Here is a 16510-nt window from a genome sequence, read left to right as displayed (position 1 = left end):
AGCGTGGATTCATGAGCACCTGGAACACCCTCCCCCGCGCAGCCTTCGACCTCGAAACCACCGGACGCAACTCGCGTGCGGCCCGAATTGTCACCGCATCTGTCACAGTGGTGGACCACCAGGGCGACGTCATCGCGGAGCATGAGTGGCTGGCGGATCCGGGCGTCGACATTCCCACCGAGGCCAGTGACGTCCACGGCATCACCACTGAGCAGGCCAGGCGCGACGGCCGGCCGGCCCATGAAGTGACCCAGGAACTTGCGGCCGTACTCCAGGCCCTGTTCGACGACGGCGTCCCCGTCATCGCGTTCAACGCCAGCTACGACTTCACCGTGCTCGCGGCCGAATCAGCCCGCTACGGGGTGCCGCAACTTACCCGGTTTCCGGTCCTGGACCCGTACATCATGAACAAGCAGGTGGACCGCTACCGCAAGGGCAAGCGCACCCTCACGGCGTTGTGCGAAGAATACGGTGTGGTCCTGGACAATGCCCACACGTCTGCTGCGGATGCCCTGGCAACACTGCGGGTCCTGGACGCCATGGCCGGCAAGTTTCCCAAACTCAGCATGCCGGCCAGTCAGCTGCACCAGCTTCAGGTGGATTGGGCTGTGAGCCAGGCCGAGGACTTCCAGGGCTACCTGCGCAAGACCAAACCCGCTGCCGTTATTGAGGGCGACTGGCCTGTGCTCCCGCCGCAGGACGCCAGCACCGGCGGTTTTTAGCCAGGCCGGCCGATTCCCACAGAGATATCAGTCACATCGCTTCATAACCGGGCGGAATTCTTCACCTCAGGATTCGCTGGGCAGGCTGCTCTTAAAGCAGCTGCAAGCAGCTCGGAGAGGTTATCCGAACTTTATTCGGCCTTTCTGTGCTGCTGGCTCCTAATTATTCAGCTCACGGTCGCAAAAGGGTGAAGTGAGACAATTTAGTTTTGCGGTCACCCCTGCCCTGGCCCAGCTTGACCAGCACCGGGCAGGTGCCAGGCGCCACCAGCGCAGCCTTGCGGCCCGGTTGACTTATGACTCAATGAAAGCGACTACCTGATGAAAATCAAAGCGATGAAGTGGCTGACAACCGCTCCCGTGGCAATCGCCCTGGCGGTTTCCCTGGCAGCGTGCGGCTCAGGATCCGCCCAGCCGAGCGGCACCCCCACGGACGCCCTCGCCGGCAGCGACCAGCAGACGCTGGACAAATACACCACCGCCAGCGTTACCCCGGTGGACCAGATCGACAAGTCCAAGCTGGGCCTGAACACCGAAGGCAAACTCGAGGTGGGCACCCTCTCGGACGCCCCGCCGAACATCTTCATTGACCCTTCCGGCAAGTTCACCGGCTACGACAACGAACTGCTGCGCGCCATCGCCGGCAAGCTCGGCCTTGAGGTCGAATTCGTTGCCACGGACTTCTCCGCCCTGCTCTCCCAGGTTTCCACCAAGCAGTTCGACGTCGGGTCCTCCTCCATCTCCACCACGGACGCCCGCCGCCAGAACGTTGGCTTCACCAACGGCTATGACTTCGGCTTCATGGCCGTGGTTGCCAAGACCGACAGCGGCATCAAGGGTTTCGCGGACCTGAAGGGCGATCTGCGCATCGGCGTGGTCCAGGGCACCGTCCAGGATGACTACGTCACCAACACCCTCAAGCTTGAGCCGATCCGTTTCCCGGACTACGCCACTGTTTACGCCAACGTGCGCAACGGCCAGGTGGACGCCTGGGTGGCCCCGTCGCAGCAGGCCACCGGCCAGGTCAAGGAAGGCGACGGCACCGCGATCGTCGAATCCGTCGTCAACACCCAGAACTTCACCGCCTACGCCGTGGCCAAGGACAACCAGCCGTTGATCGACGCGCTGAACTCCGGCCTGGACGCTGTCATCGCCGACGGGACCTGGACCAAACTGACCAAGGAATGGTACCCGGACCGCGAGATGCCGACTGACTGGAAGCCGGGCAGCAAGGCCGCCACGGTTCCCCAGAGCTGATTGAGCCGGGACGTTTATGGATCTCTTGGACCAGCTGGCTGACACCTTCTTCAACTGGGAGGAAATGGCCAAAGTCATTCCCGCCCTGCTCATGGTGGGCTTGCCCAACACCCTGATCCTGGCCGTTGCCTCGGGCATCCTCGGCTCCCTGCTGGGGCTGGGGCTGGCCATGATGGGTATCTCCCGCAATGCGGGAGCCCGTTGGGTGGCACGCATCTACACCGACATCTTCCGCGGCCTCCCGGCCATCCTGGTGATCCTGGTGATCGGGATCGGGCTTAGCCCCATTGCCCGGGAAATCACCGGGTCCCGGAACCCGTACCCGCTGGGCATCCTTGCCCTGACACTGATCGCGGCCGCCTACATCGGTGAGATCTTCCGCTCCGGCATCCAGAGCGTGGAGAAGGGGCAGTTGGAGGCCTCGCGGGCGCTGGGTTTCAGCTACGGCAGTTCGATGCGCCTCGTGGTGGTGCCGCAGGGCATCCGGCGGGTCCTTCCCGCGCTGGTGAACCAGTTCATCTCGCTGCTCAAGGATTCCTCGCTGGTGTTTATGCTCGGCCTCGCAGCTTCCGACCGGGAAATCTTCCGGATCGGCAACGACGCCATGGCCAACACGGGCAACCTCTCACCGCTGGTGGCAGCCGGTGTGCTGTACCTGATCCTGACCGTCCCGCTCACCCACTTCGTGAACTTCATCGACAACCGGCTGCGCACCGGCAAGCCGGAAAAGAAGGAACCGGATGAGCTGGCGGCACCAATCGGCAAGGGGGCACAGGCATGACGGAATTCGCTTCCGGAACCCTGACCGGCAAGAACCTGCACCTCTCGTTCGGGCACAACCACGTCCTGCGCGGCATTGACCTGCACGTGGAAAAGGGCACCACAGCCTCGGTGATCGGCCCGTCCGGTTCCGGCAAGTCCACGCTCCTTCGGGTGATGAACCGGCTGATCGAGCCGGACCAGGGCGATATCCTCCTCGATGGCCGTTCGGTCCTGAAGGACAATCCGGATGAGCTCCGGCAGCGGATCGGCATGGTGTTCCAGCAGTTCAACCTGTTCCCGCACAAAACGGTGGTGGACAACGTGTCCCTGGCGCTGCGGAAGCTGCGCAAGCTGTCCAAGGACCAGGCCCGCGCCGAAGCCTTGGAGCAGCTGGACCTGGTGGGCCTGAAGCACAAGGCTGAAGCCCGTCCGGCGAACCTCTCCGGCGGCCAGCAGCAGCGCGTTGCCATCGCCCGCGCACTGGCCATGAAGCCGGAGGTGATGTTCTTTGACGAGGCCACCTCCGCGCTGGACCCCGAACTGGTCAAGGGCGTCCTGGCGCTGATGACCGACCTCGCGAAGGGCGGCATGACCATGGTGGTGGTGACCCACGAAATGGGCTTCTCCCGCAATGTGTCGGACACCGTGACATTTATGGACGCCGGAGTGGTGGTGGAGTCCGGTCCGCCCGAGAAAATCTTCAGCGCCCCGGAAACCGAGCGCCTCAGGGGCTTCCTCTCGGACGTCCTGTAGTTCTGATTCCGAAAAGAAAATCCCCGGTTGCGGAATGCAACCGGGGATTTCTTTTATCTCCACCGAGATGGCATTTAACGGCAGTCCCACGCGGCGGGATTTCCTTTTATCTCGTGGGAGAGGAGCGGACGACGGCGGGATTCGCCGGGGTCTCTACCCCTGGGCGGCTGCGGCAGCCTTTGCCGCGGCGGGGAGGGCGTCGAAGATCCGGTTCATGGCGGCGTCGTCGTGCGCGGCGGACAGGAACCAGGCTTCGAAGACGGACGGCGGCAGGTAAACGCCGGATTCCAGCATGGAGTGGAAGAACGGCGCGTACCGGAAGGCTTCCTGTGCCTGGGCGTCGGCGTAGTTGTGGACTCCGTGGGCGGAGGTGCCGAACGCCACCGAGAACAGGTTTCCGGCGAACTGGATGGAGTGGTCCACACCGGCGGCGTCCAGGGCATTGGACAGCGCCGAGGACAGCTCCAGCGAGCGGACGTCGATGAAGGAGTAGACGTCACGCGTGGCGTGGGTCAGCGTGGCCACGCCGGCGGCCATGGCCACCGGGTTTCCGGACAGGGTGCCGGCCTGGTACACGGGGCCGGTGGGGGCGAGGTAATCCATCACGTCGGCACGCCCGCCGAGGGCCGCCGTCGGCATTCCTCCGCCGATGACCTTGCCGAAGGTGAGCAGGTCCGGCGTCCATGGCTCGGCAGCGTCCGACGCCCCGCCGGTGAGGCCCCAGTAGCCCGAGTACCCGGTGCGGAATCCGGTGAGGACCTCGTCCACAATGAGCAGCGCGCCGTGTTCCCGGGTGATCCTGGACAGGCCCAGGTTGAAGCCTTCTTCAGGTGTTACCACGCCCATGTTGGCCGGCGCGGCCTCGGTGATCACGGCAGCGATGTTGGGCCCGTGGGTGGCGAACGCTTCCTTGACGGCCGCGAGGTCGTTGTACGGCAGCACTAGGGTTTCCGCGGCCGTAGCCTCGGTAACACCGGCGGAACCGGGCAGGGCGAGGGTTGCCACGCCGGAGCCGGCAGCGGCGAGCAAGCCGTCCAGGTGGCCGTGGTAGCAGCCGGCAAACTTGATAATGAGGTTGCGGCCGGTGAAGCCGCGGGCCAGCCGGACAGCGGTCATGGTGGCTTCGGTGCCGGTGGAGACCATCCGGAGGCGTTCAACGGCGGGTACGCGCTCTTTGACGATTTCCGCCAGATTGGCCTCATCAGGCGTTGACGCGCCGAAGGAGAGCCCGCGGTCCACGGCGGCGTGGACGGCCTCCAGCACGGCGGGGTGCGCGTGGCCGAGCAGCGCCGGGCCCCACGAGCAGACCAGGTCCACGTATTCCTTGCCGTCGGCGTCGGTCAGGTACGGGCCTTTGGCGGAAACCATAAAGCGCGGCGTCCCGCCCACGGACCCGAAGGCGCGGACCGGGGAGTTGACCCCGCCCGGCATCAGCTGGCGGGCGCGGTCGAAGAGTGCCTCGTTGCGAGGATTGCTGGAAGTCATGGTTCCTATTCTCTCAGTTTGCCGGCTGGCTATCGGCGGCCAGCAGTTCTGCCACCCGGGGCATCACCTGCGTACCCAGCAGCTCGATGGAGCGCATCATCGCCGAGTGCGGCAGCGGGCCGTTGCTGTATTTGAAGTCGAAGCGGTCCACGCCCAGGTTCTGCTTGAGCTGGACGATTTTTTGCGCCACCGTTTCCGGCGAACCGACATAGAGGGCCCCCTCCGGAGCGCAAAGGGCGTCGAACTCGCCCCGTCCGGCGGGTCCCCAGCCGCGTTCGGCTCCCAGCTTGTTCCGCAGCTTCAGCCAGTGGGGGAAGAGTTCCTCCCGGGCCTGTTCGTCGGTCTCGGCCACGTGCCCCGGGGAGTGGGTGGCTATTTGCTGCATGGGGTGGCCGTATTTGGCCATGGCTTCCCGGTACAGGTCCACCAGCGGCCGGAAGCTGCGCGGTTGCCCGCCGATGATCGCGAAAATGATGGGGTAGCCGTATTGCGCGCAGCGGAGCACGGATTCAGGGGTGCCGCCCACGCCGATCCAGGTGGGCAGCAGGTGGTGTTCCAGGGGCGGGTAGACGCTCAGGCCGGCGAGGGCGGGCCTGGTACGGCCTTCCCAGTGCACCGGCTTCTGTGTCCGCACCTTGTCGAACAGTTCGAGCTTCTCTTCGAACAGGACCTCGTAGTCGGCAAGGTCCAGTCCGAACAGCGGGAAGGATTCGATGAAGGAGCCCCGCCCCAGCATCACCTCGGCCCGTCCGTTGGAGAGGGCGTCCACCGTGGAGAACCTCTGGAACACCCGGATGGGATCATCGGAGCTCAACACCGTGACAGCCGATCCGAGGCGGATCCGGGTGGTCCGGGCCGCGGCTGCCGCCAGGAAGACCTCGGGCGCGGACACCGCGTAGTCCTTGCGGTGGTGCTCCCCCACCCCAAAGGCGTGAAGTCCGACGGCGTCCGCCAGTTCCGCCTGTTCCAGCAGCTGGCGCAGCACCCGGGCATGCGGCTGCGGGCTGCCGTCCGGGTTCTCGCCAACGTCGCCGAAGGTGTTCAGCCCCAGCAGGATCCGTTGCGGGCCAACGGGCGCTGTGGGGCTGGCCGGGACTTCAGTCATCAGGACTCCTTCAGCCAGCCGGCCAGCTCAGCGGCCCAGTAGGTCAGGACCATGTGGGCCCCGGCGCGGCGGATGCCCAGCACCGATTCGGTGATGGCCGCGCGGCGGTCGATCCAGCCGTTGGCAGCGGCGGCTTCGATCATCGCGTACTCCCCCGAGATCTGGTAGGCGGCCACCGGGACCGGGCTCATGGCGGCCACGTCGGCAACGATGTCCAGGTAGCTCATAGCGGGCTTCACCATCACCACGTCCGCTCCCTCGGCGAGGTCCAGTTCCACCTCCCGGAGGGCTTCGGTCCGGTTGCCGGCGTCCATCTGATACGTCCGCCGGTCACCCTTGAGCTGCGAGTCCACAGCTTCGCGGAACGGACCGTAGAAGGCCGAGGCGTACTTGGCGGCGTAGGCAACAACCGAGGTGTTGGTGTGCCCGGCCTGGTCCAGCGCTGACCGGATGGCGGCTACCTGGCCGTCCATCATTCCGGAGGGGCCCAGCATGTGGGCGCCGGCGTCGGCCTGGGCCACTGCCATCCGGGCGTAAATCTCAACGGTCCGGTCGTTGTCCACGTAGCCGTCGGCGTCCAGCACCCCGCAGTGCCCGTGGTCCGTGAACTCGTCCAGGCACACGTCGCTCATGATCACCAGGTCATCGCCGACCTCCGCCCGGACATCCCGGATGGCCTTGTTCAGGACCCCCTCAGGATCAAGGGAGGCAGTGCCCTCCGCGTCCCGGGTTTCGGGGATGCCGAACAGCATGATTCCGCCCAGGCCCAGCTCAACGGCTTCCGCCGCGGCCCGTTTCAGCGTGTCAGTGGTGTGCTGCACAACGCCCGGCATGGACGTGATCGGGTTGGGCTCAGCCAGGCCTTCACGGATGAACGCGGGAAGGATCAGCTCGGCCGGCGCCAGCCGGGTTTCAGCTGTCAGCCGGCGCATGGCCGGAGTAGTGCGCAGGCGGCGGGGGCGTTGGCTCGGAAATGTCATGTTCGACGTCCTTCACGTTGTCTGTGGAAAGTGTTTGTACCCGCTGGCGGATGTCCGCAACCTGCGGCTCACCCCGCCGTCATCCCGGGGCGAGCGCCATCTCGACGGCGGCTACCAGCCCCTGCGGCGTGGGCTCTGCGGCGATGGCCGCCACAGGAAGGCCAAGCGCGGCGGCCTGTTCCGCCGTCGACCGTCCAATGGCCACCAGCCGGCAGCCGTGCAGCGGCGAGAGCGCATGGATCCGCCGCACCGCGCTGGGCGAGGCGGCCACCACGGCCTGAATTTGTCCGGCTTCGATTTCCGCGGCCGCTGCTTCCGGCGCCAGTAGGGAGTACGACGGCGGCACCTGTCCGGGTCCCCCGTCCTCCGCCGGGATGGCGAGCCTGCGCTCCGCTGCCGCCGGGTAATCAACGGTCCGGTAGGCGGTGACCGCCGTGACGAGGCAGCCTGCCGCCGTCAGCCCTTCGGCGAGCCGGGCCGGTGCGATGTCCGCCTGGGGCAGCAGGACCTTCCCGGCACCGGCCGGCCATACTTCAAGGAGCCCCGCCGCAGATTGTTCTTCCCTGGGCGTCAGTTCCACCGGCAGGCCGGCGCTTTCCAGGAGGTTCCGGGACGCCGGCCCCACGGCAGCGATCCGGGTCCCGGCAGGAATCCACTGCCGCAGGCTGAGGCCTCGTTCGGCCGCCTTGGCCAGGAGTACATGGACCGTGGTGGCGCTGGTGACCACCAGCCAGTCGAAGGCACCGGCGCCCAGTGCATCGCAGGCCACGTCCAGTGAATGCTGGTCCGCGGCGCGTTCGAAATCGATCAGCGGCAGCAGCACCGCCTGCGCGCCGGCTTCCTGAAGGGCCGCCACAAGAGGCAGCGAACGTTCCGGGCTGCGGGTGATCAGGACCCGCACTCCATCAAGCGGTTTGCCAGCTGGCGTGCCGGGACTGGAACCGCTGCCTGATGCGTTTGCGGGCATACTCATGCCTCCTCTGGAAGGGGATTCCTGACGGGGCGGAAAAGCAGTCCCATGGCAGGCTCAGGAAGCCTGCAGGTCTGCAATGTCGGCGGCACCGGCGGCCAGGAGGACCTCAGCGAGTTCGATGCCCAGCAGTGTGGCGCCCACTTCCGTCAGGCCGTCGCTTGCACGCTTGTCCCTGACTGAAGCGGTGCCGTCCACGGCGCACACTACGGCTTCGAGGTGGAGCATGCTGCCCTTGCGGTAGGCGTACGCGCCCACGGGTGCCGCGCACCCTGCCTCGAGGCGGGCCAGCAGTGCGCGTTCGGCAGTGACAGCCAGCCGGGTGTCCGGATCATCCAAGGCGGCCAGTGCCTGGGCCAGGACTTCCTTGGAGCCTTCTGCAGAGCCCGGCCGAGGCGGGGCATCTGCGGTGCGGCACTCGATGGCAAGCGATCCCTGGCCGGCGGCGGGGAGCATCACGTCTGGTTCGAGGAACTCGCTGACGGCGTCGAGCCGGCCGATGCGTTCCAGGCCGGCTGCGGCCAGTACTACAGCATCGAGGTCGCAGGACTTTCCCGGAACCACCTCGGAAGTGGCGTTGCCCGGCAGCCCGGGGACCCTGCCCAGGCGGGTGTCCACGTTGCCGCGGATGTCCTTGATGTCCAGGTCCGGGCGGGCGGCGCGGAGCTGGGCGGCCCGGCGGGGTGAACCCGTCCCTACCGTCGCTCCGGACGGGAGATCGGCAAGCTTGAGCCCGTCACGGGCGCACAGGACATCGCGGACGTCCACCCGCTTCGGGGTGGCCGCCAGGCTGAGCCCCACGGCGGCGCCGGTGGGCAGGTCCTTGAGTGAGTGGATCGCCACATCGCACTCGCTGCGCAGCAGCGCGTCGCGCAGGGCGGCGACGAAAACGCCGGTGCCGCCCATCTGCGACAGGGAACCGGTGAGGACATCGCCGTCGGTCCTGATGTGGACGAGCTCCACCGGGAAGCCTCCGACGGCGGCCAGCTGGTCCGCCGTCTGCTGCGTCTGGGTGAGTGCAAGTTTGCTGGCTCGGGTTCCGATGCGGACCGTCACTGCTGCGGCGCTCCCCCGGCAGTATTGGAAGCGGCGGCGCCTGCCTGGCCGGCTGCGGCTTCACCCGGGTACGGATCGTGGCCCGTGCCCACGGTGGTGTCCGCACCGGCGATGGTTGGCTTTTCGCCGCGGAAGTTTGCGCAGCAGCCTGGCCGGCAGACGTCGTACCAAGGCCCGAGGGAGGTGACGGCAGGACGTTCACTGATGTTGTTGGCCACCGTCCGCTCGGAAATCAGGTCCACGAGGCCGTTGACGAACTTGCGGTGCGTGCCGGGTGTGGGCACGCGGGTGGCGGCAAGGCCAAGGTCAGCGCAGGTTTCCAGGGCTTCGGTATCCAGGTCCCAGACGACTTCCATGTGGTCGCTGACAAACCCGAGCGGCACAATAACAATGCCCTTCACGCCCTGCCCGGCCAATTCCTCGATGGCGTCGTTGATGTCCGGCTCCAGCCAGGGCACGTGCGGGGCGCCGGAACGGGACTGGTACACCAGGGACCACGGCGCAGTGAGGCCGGATTCCTCTTCGACACGCTGCATTACTGCGGCACCGGTGGCCAGGTGTTGGGCCACGTAGGCCGAACCCTCGTCGAATTCGCGCGGTTCGCCCTCTGACCGGCCTGCAGCCTCGGCGTCCCGGGTGGGGATGGAGTGGGTGGCAAACAGGATCTGGACCGGCGCGTCCGGGGTGCCGGCGGCGGCGAGCTGCTCGCGGACCGAAGCCAGGCCGGCGGCGGTGCCTTCGATGAAGGGTTCCACGAAGCCGGGGTGGTCGAAGTACTGGCGCACCTTGTCCACCTCGAGCCTGCCGTCCAGGCCGGTTTCGGTCAGTGCCATGCCGATGTCCTCGCGGTACTGGCGGCAGCTGGAGTAACAGGAGTAGGCACTTGTGGTGACCATCAGGAGGCGGCGGTGCCCGGCGTCGTACGCATCCTGGAGGGTCTGCGGGATGTACGGTGCCCAGTTGCGGTTGCCCCACAGCACGGGAAGGTCGATTCCGCGGGCGGAAAGTTCGGCCTCGAGGGCTGCCTTCAGTTCACGGTTCTGCTGGTTGATGGGGCTGATGCCGCCATTGGCGCGGTAGTGGTGTGATACTTCCTCGAGGCGCTCGTCCGGGATGCCGCGGCCGCGGGTGACGTTGCGGAGGAAGGGGATGACGTCCTCCTGGCCCTCGGGACCCCCGAAGGAGGCCAGCAGGACGGCGTCGTAGTTCTTTGGCGCCATCCGTCCTGCCTCGGTGACGGGGTTCACCGCCGTAATTTCGGCCGGTTCACGCGCTTCGAGCGGGCTCATGCGAGCACCTCGGCGACCTCTGCGGCCGAAATGCGGCGGCCGGTGTAGAACGGAATTTCCTCGCGGACGTGGTTTCGGGCCTCAGTGGCGCGCAGGTGGCGCATGAGGTCCACCAGGTCCACCAGCTCGGGCGCCTCCAGGCCCAGGATCCACTCCCAGTCGCCCAGGGCGAAGGAAGAGACCGTGTTAGAGATGACCTGCGGGAAGTCGCGGCCCAGCAGGCCGTGGTCGCGGAGCATCTTGCCTCGCTCGGCCTCCGGCAGGATGTACCACTCGTACGAGCGCACGAAGGGGTACACGCAAAGCCACTCGGCCGGCGCGACGCCCCGGGAGTATGCAGGAGTGTGGTTCTTGGCGAACTCAGCCTCGCGGTGCACACCCATGGCTGACCAGACAATCTCGGTTCCGGCGAACAGCGTGCTGCGGCGGATGTCCCGGATGGCCTGCTGAAGGGCTTCAGGCTTGGGTCCGTGGAGCCACACCATCACGTCCGCGTCTGCACGCATGGCCGAAACATCGTAGCTGCCGCGGTGTGTCACTCCGCCCTGGGCCAGCCGTTCCAGCAGCGCTTCAAAGTCCGTGGCAGCATCAGCGCTGCGGATCAGGGTTTCGGAGCGCTTGAAGACCGTCCAGAGGGTGAAGAACTGCTCGGCTGATTCTTCGGTTTTAGTGACAGATTCGGCAGAAGTGTGGCTCATGGTTACAAGTTTGCCCCTTCATACCCGCCAAGTCGAAACCAGCGAGTTCTACACAGCGTAGAAGTGCTTAATGTCACATGCCCGCCCGTTTCCCTCCGGGCCGGGGGCCGGTCCTAGGGATTCCGCAGGCGGAAAAAGACCAGCCCCGCAGCCCCGGCCACTCCCACCAGTCCCGAGCCCAGCCAGACCAGTGCGCTCTTGGGCTCCGCCTGCGTATTCAGCTCTGCGTTGCTCCGCACGCTGCTGGCCTGGGTGGCTCCACCATAGGACGGCGTCCACTTCGAATCGGGCTGCGGCACTGCATTGAGCGGCGCCTGCGGGGCTGTTGCCGCGCTGGAGGCAGTTCCTGCGGGTGCTTCGGTTCCGGACTGGCCGTTGGCGGCCCCCGGAAGGTCTGCCTGGCCCGATCCGGCCGGGCTGCGCTGCTCTGCCGTGGCACCCGCCGAAGCCGCCGGCGTTTCCTGTGCATCCGAAGCTTGCCCGCCGGTGGCCGGCCCTGCAGGGGCCGCAGCTGACGGGGTGGCAGCAGGCGTCCCTGGCGCCGTGGTTCCGGCGGCGGAAGATGCCGGGGCGGAGGTCTGGGCCGGGGAAGCGGGAGACGCAGAAGGTCCCTGCGGCGCGGCGGAGCCCGAAGGAGCGGACGTGGCAGGCCTGGTGGCGGTCGGAGTGCTGGACGTTGAAGCGTCCGCCGTCGGGACGGGTGAGGGCTTAGTGGTAGTCGCCGGCGCCGACCTCAGATTGGGCGACAGTGTGGCGGTGATGGCCGGAAGGAGCGCCGAGGGAACGGCCGAGACCGAAGCGGAGGCAGTGGCCGCCGGAGGTGCATCAGGGGTGTCGTGACCAAGAGCGCTGCGGCTCTTGTCGCGGTTCCGCCCGGCTGCGTCCCCTCGCGCCTCGGCAGACTGCGCCGTCAGCGGGACCACCAGAGGCAGGGATGCGGTGTCCACGGCCGGAGCCGCAGGGTCAACGGGATCGCCTGTTCCTTCCGTGGCTTGGGACGCCGGGACGCCTGTGGACAGAACCAGTACCGCTCCGATTGCAGCGGCTGCAGCGCCGCGCCGGATTCCCCCATGGATACCAGTCCGGGACATTGAAAGCTCGGACTTGTGTTGAACCATAGTCATCGACCCTAACGATGCCCCGAGGGGAAATGAAAGCCGGCGAAAGCCCGGCACGGCGGCCACCGGGAGGTCCGTGAAAGGGACTCGCCGGGCTGACCAGTAACAACGTTCAGGCAGTGAGCTTCCGGATCTGGTCTTTTGTGTCGGATACCACTGCGGCGAGTCCGTTGCCCGCTACCCAGCCACCCACCAGGGCCAGGCCACCGGCTGCGGTGCAGGCTTTCCGGATCGCGGTCACCCGCGCCCGGTGTCCGACGGCGGCAAACGGCAGGGAGCCGGGCCACCGGATCACGTCCCAGTCCACAACGTCCTGCCGGCTGATCCCAACGCCCAGCAGCGCCGAAGCGTCGATCAGTGACGCGGCCAGGAGCTCGTCATCGGTATCAAGGCCGGCGGCCTGGCTGCCGGTCCCCACGACGCGCCCATAGGAGAGCCGAAGGACATGCCGTCCGGGACCCGCGGCTTCCGCGAGCCAGTCCCATTTGCCGGTCGCGTGCGTCAGGGCCTTGGCCCGGACGCCGGGGGTCTGGGGCGCTACGAGGATGCCGGTGCCGCGCGGACGGCTGTCCAGCTCAGGCTTGTCCAGTACCAGCGTGACAAGCTGCACGTCGGGCCCCGAGCCCGGCTTCTTGCCCGCGATGGCGGGAACCGCTGGCTCCAGCAGGCCGACGGCGGCCGGACCATCGACGGCAACTGCCAGCAGGCCGGCGTCGTACGTCTTTCCGGCAGCCTCCACGCGCCAGCCTTCCGCTGTCCTGGCTACGGACACAGCACGTGTGCCGGTGAGGAGCGTGACGTCCCGGGCGCGGAGATCGCCGACCAGCGCGGTGACCAAGGTGTGCATACCGCCTTCCAGGCCGGCGACGGCGGAACCTGCCTTGGCGGGTCCGGCACTATTGCGCCGTTGGGCGGCTACGGCGGCGGCCAGCGAGCCGTGCTTGCGGAGTCCGTCCCGGAGTCCCGGTGCCACCATGTCGACGTCGAGCAGGGCGGGATCGGCTGAGTGGACGCCTCCCACTACCGGCGCCACGAGACGCTCCAGGACCCGGCCGCCCATCCTTGCCTTCACCAGCGCAGCCACGCTGACAACGTCCGCGGCCGCGCCTGTGGAGACGGGCAGTATCCTGTCCAGCGACGCCCGGAGGGAACCAAGCAGGCCCAGGGTGCGGCGTACTTCCGGGTCCCACGGGTTGGCGGGGATGCCCAGGACACCGGTTTTGGGAAGTTCGCGGGGTCCGTCCGGGAGCTGCACCCAGGCGCCGCCGGGCCGGGGCTGGACGACCCTGCTGGAAAGGCCGAGTTCGCCGGCCAGGGCGGCGACCGCGTCGGAGCGGGTAGCGAAGGATTCGGCCCCGCTGTCCAGAGTAAGGCCGGCAACCGAGTGGCTGCCCACGCAACCACCCCACTCCTGGCCCGCTTCAAGGACGGTTACCCTGTGCCCGGCAGCGGCAAGTTCCCGGGCGGACAGCAACCCTGCGATCCCCCCGCCCAGCACCAGGGCGCCCACGGTCCCGGCCTTGTTGGCGTCCACAATTTACTCCGGGGAAATGGAGTGGATGAGCTCTACAACCCGGGTCAGGACGGCAGGGTCGGTTTCCGGAGGGACGCCGTGGCCCAAGTTGAGGACGTGGCCCGGAGCCGCTGAGCCTGCCTTGATGACAGCTCTCACGTGGGCCTCGAGGATCTCCCACGGGGCAGACAACAGGGCGGGGTCGATGTTGCCCTGCAGGGGAACGGACCCGCCCAGACGGCGGTTGGCCTCATCCAGCGGAAGGCGATAGTCGACCCCCACCACGTCCACGCCCACATCGCGCATGGCCACCAGGAGCTCGGAGGTTCCGGTACCGAAGTGGATGAGCGGCGCGCCAAGGTGCCGCACATGGTCGAGGGCACGCGCGGAGGCAGGGGCTACGTATTTGGTGTAGTCGGCCAGGCCCAGGGAGCCCGCCCAGGAGTCGAAGAGCTGGCCGGCGGAGGCACCCGCCTCGAGCTGGGCCCGGAGGAACATCCCGGAGGCGTCAGCAGCCCAGTTGGCCAGCGCGCTCCACGTTTCGGGGTCAGCGTGCATCATGGTCCGCGGCCCGAGGTGGTCGCGGGAGGGCTTGCCTTCCACCATGTAGGCCGCCAGGGTGAAGGGGGCCCCGGCGAAGCCGATCAGGGGTGTTTTGCCGAGTTCGGCCACCGTGAGGCGCACAGCTTCCCGGATGGGTTCCAGCGCCTCCCACGTCAGCTGCGGCAGGGCGGCAACGTCAGCCGCTGTCCGCACCGGCTTGTCCAGGACCGGGCCCACGCCGGGCACAATGTCCACGCCCACGCCGGCCAGCTTGAGCGGAATAACAATGTCGGAGAAGAAGATACCGGCATCGACGTCATGGCGGCGGACCGGCTGGAGCGTGATCTCCGACGCCAGTTCCGGGCGGAGGCAGGAGTCCAGCATGGCGATGCCTTCGCGGACCTTCAGGTATTCCGGAAGGGAGCGCCCTGCCTGCCGCATGAACCAGACGGGGCGCCTGGACGGCTTGCCGCCCCGGTAGGCCGTAATCAGCGGCGAGTCAGCCGTGCGGCCGTCCATGAGCGGATGGTCTGCGGCGAGGGCGCCGGCAGCGGACATGGCAGGGCTGGAAGTCATGCCTCCGATTGTGCCCAATAACGGCGTCAAAAGATAACGACAGGCTGTCACGCTAAAGCCCACTGCCCGCCCCGTGTCAGGAATCACAGGCCCCGGCTGCCACTCCCGGGCCGGACAGTTGTTCTACCGCGGAACGAAAAAGCTATGATTGACCTGCTGTGGTTCTTTTTTCATTGGTGGCTACACACGCCGACATCGATCTTGAGACCGTTGCTCAGTTGAGCAACGGTGCTTCGGAGATCGCCACATCCGCCCTCTCCGGATCGCCGGCAGTGACGGGTGCGGTTGTCCTTGCCACCTGCAACCGGTACGAAATCTACGGCGAGGCCCCCCATCCGGACGATGTGGAAGCCGCACGCGCCGCCCTCGTTGCCCAGATCAGCGAAGCCAGTGGACTGAGCGAACCGCTCGTCTCGCGCTCCTTCAGTACCCGTACGGGCCCCGAAGTCACCCAGCACCTCTTCGCAGTGAGCGCCGGACTGGACTCGGCCGTCGTCGGCGAACGCGAGATCGCTGGCCAGGTGCGGCGCGCCCTCATCACCGCGCAGCACGAAGGCACCGCCAGTTCGGGCCTGGTCCGGCTGTTCCAGGCCGCGTCCAAGACGGCCAAGGACGTGGGCGCCCAGACTGCCCTCGGATCCCGAGGCCTGTCCATCGTCTCTGTGGCTCTCGACCTCGCCACCGATCTTTCCGAGAACCCTGACTGGACCACCAAAAAGGTGGTGGTCTTCGGGACCGGCGCCTACGCCGGTGCCACCATGGCGCTGCTGCGTGAGCGTGGCTGCACCGACATTTCCGTTTTCTCCTCCTCCGGCCGTGCCGAAGGCTTTGTGGCCACCCGCGGGGGCACCGCCCTGGACGAAGAGTCTCTCCGGCCTGCCGTGGCCGCCGCTGACGTCATGATCGGTTGCAGCGGTTCGGACACCCGGGTTGAGGCGGACGAACTGGCCCTGGTCCGTGCAGATTCGCCCCAGCCGCTGATCGCCATTGACCTCGCCCTCACCCACGATTTTGACCCCGGAGTCGGGGAGCTGGACGGTGTGGAGCTGCTGACCCTGGAGTCCGTGCGCCTTGCCGCCCCGCAGGAACAGGCAGAGTCCCTGGCCCAGGCAAGCGGCATCGTCAGCGGTGCTGCCAAGGCCTTCGAGCAGGAGCGGGAGGCCCGGTCCGTGGACTCCGCGATCGTTGCCCTGCGGCGGCACACCATGAACGTGCTCGACGCCGAAATGGAGAAAGTCCGCGCCCGGCACGGCTGCACCGCTGCTGCCGAAGAAGTGGAGTTCGCCCTCCGCCGCATGGTCAAGCAACTGCTTCACGTCCCCACCGTCCGCGCCCGCGAACTGGCCGCCAATGGCCAGCAGGACGAATACGTGGCCGCACTGGAAGCGCTCTACGGCATCACCGTTGAGCAGCCCGCGGCCCGCGCAGTCCCCCAGGCGGAGTGCCCGGTGGACCACGGTGACATCGGCCGCGAAACGGCCTGACCGCCCCAGGCGACCCTCTCTGACCTAATGCGCCTTTTTTACCAACGCTCGCTCACTTGATGCGCCTTTTCCGTCAGCGCTCTCTCACTTGATGCGCCCTCTTCAGCGATCCTCTCTCACTTTCCTGAGGAAAGTGGGGACTGTCCGATAAACGGTGTGTGGGGTCCGGCTGGTTTTCATTATTGAGTGGTTCTTTCGA

General features: G+C 67.1%; 15 protein-coding genes. 5 read left to right on the top strand and 10 right to left on the bottom strand.

Features of this window, described 5'->3' with window-relative positions:
• Positions 1-11: 11 nt before the first annotated feature.
• The 4 genes from FNL14_RS09120 to FNL14_RS09105 all read left to right on the top strand — a co-directional run bounded on the left by FNL14_RS09120 (position 12) and on the right by FNL14_RS09105 (position 3494).
• Positions 12-722: a 3'-5' exonuclease gene (locus FNL14_RS09120; RefSeq protein WP_142059394.1), complete on the top strand. Its 711-nt coding sequence runs from the start codon at positions 12-14 to the stop codon at positions 720-722.
• A gap of 321 nt (positions 723-1043) precedes the next feature.
• Positions 1044-1979 (top strand): ABC transporter substrate-binding protein, encoded by a 936-nt coding sequence (locus FNL14_RS09115; RefSeq protein ID WP_091415443.1) that lies wholly within the window; start codon positions 1044-1046, stop codon positions 1977-1979.
• A gap of 16 nt (positions 1980-1995) precedes the next feature.
• Positions 1996-2760 (top strand): amino acid ABC transporter permease, encoded by a 765-nt coding sequence (locus FNL14_RS09110; protein ID WP_091415441.1) that lies wholly within the window; start codon positions 1996-1998, stop codon positions 2758-2760.
• Positions 2757-3494, top strand: a complete 738-nt coding sequence (locus FNL14_RS09105; RefSeq protein ID WP_142059393.1) for an amino acid ABC transporter ATP-binding protein — start codon at positions 2757-2759, stop codon at positions 3492-3494. The genes FNL14_RS09110 and FNL14_RS09105 overlap by 4 nt, the downstream gene beginning before the upstream one ends.
• 153 nt (positions 3495-3647) lie before the next feature.
• Here the strand turns inward: FNL14_RS09105 and hemL are convergent, their stop codons facing one another.
• The 10 genes from hemL to hemE all read right to left on the bottom strand — a co-directional run bounded on the left by hemL (position 3648) and on the right by hemE (position 14827).
• Positions 3648-4979 carry a glutamate-1-semialdehyde 2,1-aminomutase gene (gene hemL / locus FNL14_RS09100; RefSeq protein ID WP_091415437.1) on the bottom strand — a complete coding sequence of 444 codons (1332 nt, stop codon included), beginning with the start codon at positions 4977-4979 and terminating at the stop codon, positions 3648-3650.
• Between the two features lie 13 nt (positions 4980-4992).
• Positions 4993-6084, bottom strand: a complete 1092-nt coding sequence (locus FNL14_RS09095; protein WP_142059392.1) for an LLM class flavin-dependent oxidoreductase — start codon at positions 6082-6084, stop codon at positions 4993-4995.
• On the bottom strand, positions 6084-7064 hold the full coding sequence (hemB, locus tag FNL14_RS09090) for a porphobilinogen synthase (protein ID WP_091415433.1): 981 nt from the start codon (positions 7062-7064) through the stop codon (positions 6084-6086). Before hemB ends, FNL14_RS09095 begins: the two co-directional genes overlap by 1 nt.
• A 79-nt stretch (positions 7065-7143) precedes the next feature.
• Complete coding sequence (locus FNL14_RS09085; RefSeq protein WP_142059405.1) at positions 7144-8031, bottom strand: uroporphyrinogen-III synthase; 888 nt, start codon at positions 8029-8031, stop codon at positions 7144-7146.
• 60 nt (positions 8032-8091) lie between these two features.
• A complete protein-coding gene (hemC, locus tag FNL14_RS09080) occupies positions 8092-9090 on the bottom strand; it encodes a hydroxymethylbilane synthase (RefSeq protein ID WP_142059390.1) in 999 nt (332 codons plus the stop codon).
• On the bottom strand, positions 9087-10379 hold the full coding sequence (locus FNL14_RS09075) for a ferrochelatase (RefSeq protein ID WP_142059388.1): 1293 nt from the start codon (positions 10377-10379) through the stop codon (positions 9087-9089). The genes hemC and FNL14_RS09075 overlap by 4 nt, the downstream gene beginning before the upstream one ends.
• Positions 10376-11077: a hydrogen peroxide-dependent heme synthase gene (gene hemQ / locus FNL14_RS09070; RefSeq protein ID WP_050054477.1), complete on the bottom strand. Its 702-nt coding sequence runs from the start codon at positions 11075-11077 to the stop codon at positions 10376-10378. The genes FNL14_RS09075 and hemQ overlap by 4 nt, the downstream gene beginning before the upstream one ends.
• 113 nt (positions 11078-11190) lie before the next feature.
• Positions 11191-12201, bottom strand: a complete 1011-nt coding sequence (locus FNL14_RS09065) for a hypothetical protein (RefSeq protein ID WP_181762579.1) — start codon at positions 12199-12201, stop codon at positions 11191-11193.
• A gap of 106 nt (positions 12202-12307) precedes the next feature.
• On the bottom strand, positions 12308-13729 hold the full coding sequence (gene hemG, locus FNL14_RS09060) for a protoporphyrinogen oxidase (protein ID WP_142059384.1): 1422 nt from the start codon (positions 13727-13729) through the stop codon (positions 12308-12310).
• 3 nt (positions 13730-13732) lie between these two features.
• Positions 13733-14827, bottom strand: a complete 1095-nt coding sequence (hemE, locus tag FNL14_RS09055; protein ID WP_142059382.1) for a uroporphyrinogen decarboxylase — start codon at positions 14825-14827, stop codon at positions 13733-13735.
• A gap of 158 nt (positions 14828-14985) precedes the next feature.
• Here hemE and FNL14_RS09050 point away from each other — a divergent pair, with 158 nt between their 5' ends.
• Entirely contained in the window at positions 14986-16311 is a 1326-nt protein-coding gene (locus tag FNL14_RS09050) for a glutamyl-tRNA reductase (RefSeq protein WP_142059380.1), read from the top strand.
• Positions 16312-16510: the final 199 nt, after the last annotated feature.

The organism is Pseudarthrobacter sp. B4EP4b (assembly GCF_006680095.1).
Taxonomy (GTDB): domain Bacteria; phylum Actinomycetota; class Actinomycetes; order Actinomycetales; family Micrococcaceae; genus Arthrobacter.
The sequence above is the reverse complement of the archived record's forward strand: the minus strand, read 5'-3'. Positions and strand labels throughout refer to the sequence as shown.